Source organism: Streptomyces ossamyceticus (genome assembly GCF_001418475.1).
Lineage (GTDB): Bacteria > Actinomycetota > Actinomycetes > Streptomycetales > Streptomycetaceae > Streptomyces > Streptomyces ossamyceticus.
Genome location: NZ_LIQX01000497.1, coordinates 1 through 6,124, shown reverse-complemented (window position 1 = coordinate 6,124; position 6,124 = coordinate 1). Strand labels below are relative to the sequence as shown.

At 70.6% G+C, this 6,124-nt stretch carries 4 protein-coding genes; 3 read left to right on the top strand and 1 reads right to left on the bottom strand.

Translation table 11 applies throughout. From position 1 onward, the window contains the following. The 3 genes from pulA to AOK15_RS30840 all read left to right on the top strand — a co-directional run. On the top strand, positions 1 to 3,246 hold a 3,246-nt coding region (pulA, locus tag AOK15_RS30850; protein WP_157870423.1), incomplete at its 5' end, for a pullulanase-type alpha-1,6-glucosidase. 76 nt (positions 3,247 to 3,322) lie between these two features. Then, positions 3,323 to 4,930, top strand: a complete 1,608-nt coding sequence (locus AOK15_RS30845) for a fused response regulator/phosphatase (RefSeq protein ID WP_055521628.1) — start codon at positions 3,323 to 3,325, stop codon at positions 4,928 to 4,930. A 46-nt stretch (positions 4,931 to 4,976) separates the two neighbouring features. Then, complete coding sequence (locus AOK15_RS30840; protein WP_055521627.1) at positions 4,977 to 5,333, top strand: 5-carboxymethyl-2-hydroxymuconate Delta-isomerase; 357 nt, start codon at positions 4,977 to 4,979, stop codon at positions 5,331 to 5,333. A 22-nt stretch (positions 5,334 to 5,355) separates the two neighbouring features. On the opposite strand, the gene AOK15_RS30835 is transcribed toward AOK15_RS30840, so the two are convergent. Then, positions 5,356 to 6,048 carry a TetR/AcrR family transcriptional regulator gene (locus AOK15_RS30835; RefSeq protein ID WP_079058810.1) on the bottom strand — a complete coding sequence of 231 codons (693 nt, stop codon included), beginning with the start codon at positions 6,046 to 6,048 and terminating at the stop codon, positions 5,356 to 5,358. Positions 6,049 to 6,124 lie beyond the last annotated feature (76 nt).

The window sequence follows — 6,124 nt, the reverse complement described above, 5'->3', positions numbered from 1 at the left end:
CCCGAGATCCCCGCCGCCTCCTCCCGCGACCACGCGATCGTCCACTACAGGCGCGCCGACGGCGACTACACCGACTGGCGGCTGTACGCCTGGGGCGACATCGCCGACGGCGAGGGCACGACCTGGCCGGAGGGGCACGACTTCGTCGGACGGGACGCGTACGGCGCCTTCGCCTACGTCAAGCTGAAGCCCGGCGCCTCGAACGTCGGCTACCTCGTCATCGACAAGGACGGCACCAAGGACGTCTCCGCCGACCGCTCGATCGACGTCACCAGGACCGGCGAGATCTGGGTCGAGCAGGGCAAGGAGGCCGTCCGTACGGAGAAGCCGGTCGGCGAGTACCCGGAGCAGGACAAGTCCAAGGCCGTCCTGCACTACCACCGCACCGACGGCAAGTACGACGGCTGGGGCCTCCACGTCTGGGCCGGCGCCGCCCACCCCACCGACTGGTCCAAGCCCTTGGAACCGGTGCGGACCGACGCGTACGGCGCCGTCTACGAGGTGCCGCTCGCCGAGGGCGCCACCAGCCTCAGCTACATCCTCCACAAGGGCGACGAGAAGGACCTCCCCGCCGACCAGGCCCTCGACCTCAAGGCGAACGGCCACGAGGTGTGGCTGCTGAGCGGCCAGGAGAAGTACCTGCTCCCGCAGCCCGCCGGGTCCGCCGCCGCCCTCGACCTGACCACCTCCAAGGCGGTCTGGATCGACCGGAACACCCTCGCCTGGAACGGCAACGACAGCGCCGCCTCCACCCAGCTGCTCTACTCCCGCACCGGATCCATCGCGGTGAAGGACTCCACCCTCACCAGCACCGACGAGCGCTGGCTCCGCCTCACCAAGTCGTCCCTCACCGACGCGCAGAAGGCAAGGTTCCCGCATCTGAAGGCGTACACCGCCTGGACCGTCGACCCCCGTGACCGCGACCGGGTCCGTGAGGCCCTGCGCGGCCAGCTCGTCGCGTCCCAGCGGGCGGTGAACGGCGCCGTGCTCGCCGCGACGGGCGTGCAGATCGCCGGGGTGCTCGACGACCTCTACGACGGATCGGACGCCGACCTCGGCCCGACCTTCCGCGACGGCCGTCCGACCCTCGCCGTCTGGGCGCCCACCGCCCAGCAGGTCTCCCTCGAACTCGACGGCACGAAGGTGGCCATGAAGCGGAACGGTGCCACCGGCGTCTGGTCCGTCACCGGCCCCAAGTCCTGGAAGGGCAAGCCCTACCGGTACACCGTCAAGGTGTGGGCGCCCGGCGTCGGCAAGGTCGTCACCAACAAGGTCACCGACCCCTACTCCGTCGCCCTCACCACCGACTCCGAGCGCAGCCTCGTCGTCGACCTCGCCGACCGGTCGCTCGCACCGCGCGGCTGGACCTCGTACGACAAGCCGAAGGCGGTACCGCTGAAGGACGCGCAGATCCAGGAACTTCACATCCGCGACTTCTCGATCGCCGACAGCACGGTCCCCGCCAAGGACAAGGGCACCTACCTCGCCTTCACCGACAAGGACAGCGCCGGCTCGAAGCACCTGCGGCAACTGGCGAAGGCCGGCACCTCGTACGTGCACCTGCTGCCCGCCTTCGACATCGCCACCATCCCCGAGAGGAAGGCCGACCAGGCGACCCCCGACTGCGACCTCGGCTCCTACGCCGCCGACTCCGAGCAGCAGCAGGAGTGCGTGGCGAAGGCCGCCGCGAAGGACGCCTTCAACTGGGGTTACGACCCGTACCACTACACGGTCCCCGAGGGCTCGTACGCGACCGACCCGAACGGCACCCGGCGCACCGTCGAGTTCCGCAAGATGGTGAAGTCGCTCAACGACGACGGGCTGCGGGTCGTGATGGACGTGGTCTACAACCACACCACCGCGAGCGGCCAGGCGAAGACCAGCGTCCTCGACAAGGTCGTCCCCGGCTACTACCAGCGGCTCCTCGCCGACGGCTCCGTCGCGACCAGCACCTGCTGCGCCAACACCGCGCCCGAGAACACGATGATGGGCAAGCTCGTCGTCGACTCGATCGTCACCTGGGCCAAGGAGTACAAGGTCGACGGCTTCCGCTTCGATCTCATGGGCCACCACCCCAAGGCCAACATCCTCGCCGTCCGCAAGGCCCTCGACGCGCTGACCCCCGCCAAGGACGGCGTCGACGGCAAGAAGATCATCCTGTACGGGGAGGGCTGGAACTTCGGCGAGGTCGCCGACGACGCCCGCTTCACCCAGGCCACCCAGAAGAACATGGCCGGCACGGGCATCGCCACCTTCTCCGACCGCGCCCGTGACGCCGTCCGCGGTGGCGGCCCCTTCGACGAGGACCCCGGCGTCCAGGGCTTCGCCTCCGGCCTCTACACGGAGCCCAACTCCTCCGGGAGCAACGGCACCCCGGCCGAGCAGAAGTCCCGGCTGCTGCACTACCAGGACCTCGTCAAGGTCGGCCTGAGCGGCAACCTCGCCGACTACCGGTTCACCGACGCCAGCGGCAAGGAGGTCAAGGGGTCCGAGGTCGACTACAACGGCAGCGCCGCCGGCTACGCGGACGCTCCCGGCGACGCCCTCGCCTACGTCGACGCCCACGACAACGAGTCACTGTTCGACGCGCTGGCCTTCAAACTGCCGAAGTCGACGAGCGCCGCCGACCGGTCGCGCATGCAGGTCCTCGCCATGGCCACGGCCGCCCTCTCCCAGGGCCCCGCCCTCTCCCAGGCGGGCACCGACCTGCTGCGCTCCAAGTCCCTCGACCGCAACTCCTACGACAGCGGCGACTGGTTCAACGCGATCCACTGGGACTGCGGCGACGGCAACGGCTTCGGCCGCGGCCTGCCCCCGGCCACCGACAACAAGGCCAAGTGGTCGTACGCCAAGCCCCTGCTGGCCTCGGTCTCCGTCGGCTGCGACCAGATCGAGGGCGCCTCGGCGGCGTACCGGGACCTGCTGCGGATCCGCTCGACGGAGGGCGACTTCTCCCTCGACACCACCGGACAGGTCCAGTCGAAGCTCTCCTTCCCGCTGTCGGGCAAGGACGAGACGCCCGGCGTGATCACCATGGAGCTCGGCGACCTCGTCGTCGTCTTCAACGCCACCCCCGAGAAGGCGAAGCAGACGGTGACGGACCTCGCCGGAACGGCCTACGCCCTGCACCCGGTGCAGGCGGAGGGCGCGGACTCTACCGTCAAGTCCGCGTCGTACGAGGCGGAATCCGGCACGTTCGCCGTTCCGGGGCGGACCGTGGCGGTATTCGCACGCTCGGACCAGTAGGACGCTAGCTTGGGTGGTGCAGGCGGAGAGGGCCTGCACCACCCGAGCCTCAGGGACGAGCAACCGTATGAGTCTCATGGCCGACGAAGGACGCACCACCGTTCTGGTGGTGGACGACGCGGCCGCCGGCCGTTACGCCATGGGCGCCGTGCTGCGCAGAGCCGGACACAGTGTCGTCCCCGTCGCCAGCGCCGGCGAGGCCCTCGCCGAACTCGACGAACGCCTCCGCTCGGGAGCCCTGCCCGACCTGGCCCTCGTCGACGTCGGTCTCCCCGACATGAGCGGCTTCGAACTCTGCCGCCGGCTCAAGGCACAGCCCCCGACGGCGGCCCTCCCCGTCGTGCACTTCTCCGCCGCCGCCATCGCCCCCGGCGACCGCTGCCAGGGCCTCGACGCCGGCGGTGAGGCATATCTGACGGTGCCCGCCGAACCCGAGGAGATCCAGGCCGTCGTCCGCGCCGCGGTACGCGGCGCCCGTATGCGCAACGGCGCCGAGGCCCTCGTCCGTCGGCTCACCCTGCTCTCCGAGACCATCGTCGACGTCCAGGCCGCCCGCACCCTCGGGGAACTCGCGGCGGCCGCCGCCGAGGGCGCCGCCCGGCTCACCCGGTCACCGGCCGCAGTGTTCGTGCTCGGCGAGGACGGCGAGCTCTACAGCGGTACCTCCCGCGCCCGCGCCCGCACCACTCTCCCCGACGCCGGCGCCCACGACGCCGTGGGCCGGCTCATCCGGCGCCTCACCGCCGCCGACCCCCGGACGCACGACACCGTCGTCCCCGCGCCCCTGTGGCCCGCCGGTTTCTTCCGGCCCGGCGTCTGCGAGGACGCCCGCCTGGTGCTGGCCCGCACCGAGGGCGGAACCCCCGTGTGCGTCGCCCTGCCCCTGAGCGGCTCCCATGCCACGCCCACCGAGACCACCGGCCTCGTCTCCCGGCTCGCCCAGGCGACCGCGCTCGCCGCGCAGCCGCTGCTCATGTACCAGGTCGAACGGCACGTCGCCCTCACCCTTCAGCACAGCTTCCTGCCCAAACAGGTGCCCGAGTTCCCCGGCCTGGAAGTCGTCGTCCGCTATGTGCCCGCGTCCCGCCAGACCGAGATCGGCGGCGACTTCTACGCCGCCGTCTCCACCCGCGGCGGTGTCCTCACCGCCGTCGGCGACGTCGTCGGGCACTCCCTGGAAGCTGCCACCGTGATGGTCGAGATCCGGCACGCCCTGCGGGCCTTCGCCGTGGAGGAGGCCGACCCCGGAGTGCTGGCCGCCCGGCTCGACCAGATGCTCCAGCACTACCACCCCGACGTCACCGCCACTGTCTGCCTCGCCCTCGTCGAGCCCCGCAGCGGACGCCTCCGCGTCGCCAACGCGGGCCACATCCCGCCGCTGGTCGTCCACGAGGCCGGCAACGCCGAGTACGTGAAGGCGTCCGGGCCGCTCCTCGGGCTCGGCCTCGACCGGCCCGAGCCCACGGAGACGACGCTCTGGCCCACGGACCGGCTCCTCATGGTCACCGACGGACTCATCGAGACCCGCGGCATCGACCTGTCGGTGTCCATGGAGCATCTGCGGACCGCCGCGGCGGACGCCCCGCTCGGCACGGTCGCCCTGTGCGACACCCTGCTGCACTGCTTCGGGCGTGACCGGGATGACGACATCGCGATGCTGGCGCTCCGCCTCCGGCTAGGGTGAGCTGATTTTCCACAGCCACTGGAACACCTTGCCGAGGAGCGCTTCGATGCCGCAGATCACCGTGGACTACTCCGCCGTACTCTCCGATGGTTTCGACCGGCCCGCGTTCGCGAAGGCCCTGCACGAGGAGGTCGTACGGACCGCCGTGGCCAAGCCGGAGGCCTGCAAGACGCAGTTCCGGCGGACCGAGGACACCACGGTCGGATTCGACACCGAGGGGCACGGCGTCGTGCACGTCACGCTGGGGCTGCTCGCCGGCCGCACCGACGAGACGAAGGCGACGCTGACGGAGAACGTGCTGGGCCTGCTCCGCGAGCATGTGAAGGTGGCCGAGGGCCTGGCCTTCCACGCGTCGGCGGAGGTACGCGACCTCGACCCCTCCTACGCCAAGTACGAGCTCTAGACGAGCTGGGCCCGCGCGCCCGCTACGGCCGCGCCAGGGTCATTAGGCGCCCCATCAGATCGCCGAACGGGCCGTCCGCCGGCTCGTCGGCGATCACCTGGCGCAATATCGCCGCCATGTCCTCGTCCGACGCCGCGCTCACCGCCATGAGCGCGGCGAAGTCGTGCACGAGCTGGGTCTCCAGCTCGTGCCGGGGGATCTCGCGGCCGTCCAGCCAGATGAGAGCGGTGGACTCGGCCAGGGAGATCCAGGAACGGATGAGCAGTTCGAGGCGCGCGGGCGGATCCTTGATGTCGAGGTGCGACAGGATCTGGACATAGGCGGCTTGGCGCACGCCGTCGATGAGGGCGTTCGTCCGGGAGGAGCCGAAGGAGGGGCCGCCGCGCATCAGGGCGGAGAAACCGGGGCCGTGCTCGTCGACGAAGTCGAAGAAGCGGCGCATCACCCGCAGCAGGCGACCGCCGAGCGGGCCCTCGCGGGGCTCCACGAAACGGTCCGCGAGATCGTCCGCGGCCCGCTTCAACGCGGCCTCGTACAGGCTGAGTTTGCCGGGGAAGTAGTGATAGACGAGTGGCCGGGAGATACCGGCCGCCGTCGCTATCTCGTCGATGGAGACCTCTTCGGGCGAGCGTCGGCTGAAGAGGTCGAGAGCGACACCGATCAACTGCTGCCGCCGCTCCTCCACACCCATCCTGCGGCGCACACCGGTTCTCATGCGAACACCTTACCGATCGATTCCGGCCTTCGAGCGGCTGGATCAGGGAGATCCGCAGGTTCGGGAGGGTGGGGAG